Origin of the sequence: Parafrankia sp. Ea1.12, assembly GCF_900465275.1 — a bacterium.
Lineage (GTDB): Bacteria > Actinomycetota > Actinomycetes > Frankiales > Frankiaceae > Parafrankia > Parafrankia soli.
The window spans coordinates 1-242 of sequence record NZ_UBIZ01000224.1; the positions used below are offsets into that span (position 1 = coordinate 1).

The 242-nt window shown below is 67.8% G+C and carries 1 pseudogene; it reads left to right on the top strand.

The features are described from left to right. Nucleotides 1-242 (top strand): annotated as a pseudogene (locus FMEAI12_RS08740) (transposase); the annotation flags it as partial.

The window sequence follows — 242 nt, forward strand, 5'->3', positions numbered from 1 at the left end:
GCCTGCTCTATCTGATCTTCGTGCGGGTGTGTGGCTGGCTGGTTCTCCTCGGCCGCTCGTCGGCGTCCAAGGACATCGAGCTGCTGGTGCTGCGACATGAGGTCGCGGTGCTGCACCGTACCCAGCCCAAGCCCCGGTGGGACTGGGCGGACCGGGCGCTCCTTGTCGCACTGATCCAGCTCCTACCAAAGACGCTGCGAGCACACCGGCTGGTCACCCCGGCACCGTCCTGCGGTGGCACC